This window comes from Pseudonocardia sp. EV170527-09, from assembly GCF_008369905.1.
GTDB lineage: Bacteria > Actinomycetota > Actinomycetes > Mycobacteriales > Pseudonocardiaceae > Pseudonocardia.
The window spans coordinates 1-336 of sequence record NZ_VRMC01000380.1 but is presented as its reverse complement, the minus strand read 5'-3'; the positions used below and the strand labels follow the sequence as shown (position 1 = coordinate 336).

Here is a 336-nt window from a genome sequence, read left to right as displayed (position 1 = left end):
GCATAAGGCTTGCAGTCCGCGAGAAAGTTTATCCATTTTTTGAGGGTATTGCGTGCCTTTTCAACCGCGTCGGCCTGGTCGGACACCAGTGTGCCGGTTGTAAAGTCAACGTCGGCCATAATCTGCTCGGCGTCTTGGAGAGTCTTGCTCTTCTCCGAATATTTGTCGGCCGCAATGCCAAGCCAGTTGTCGCTCAGGACGGTCGATGCCTGCGTTTCGATGGCTTCCAGGAACGTCGACGAACTGGTGTCGAATACCTCTCCGGTGACCGGCGTTCCAACCCCGAGCGTCGCATACAGCGTCTCGAGAAAGCTTATCGTGGAATTAAGGATTACC

At 54.5% G+C, this 336-nt stretch carries 1 protein-coding gene; it reads right to left on the bottom strand.

Annotated elements, in window-relative coordinates:
* On the bottom strand, positions 1–336 hold a 336-nt coding region (locus FVA95_RS31230; RefSeq protein ID WP_304627194.1), incomplete at both ends, for an EspA/EspE family type VII secretion system effector.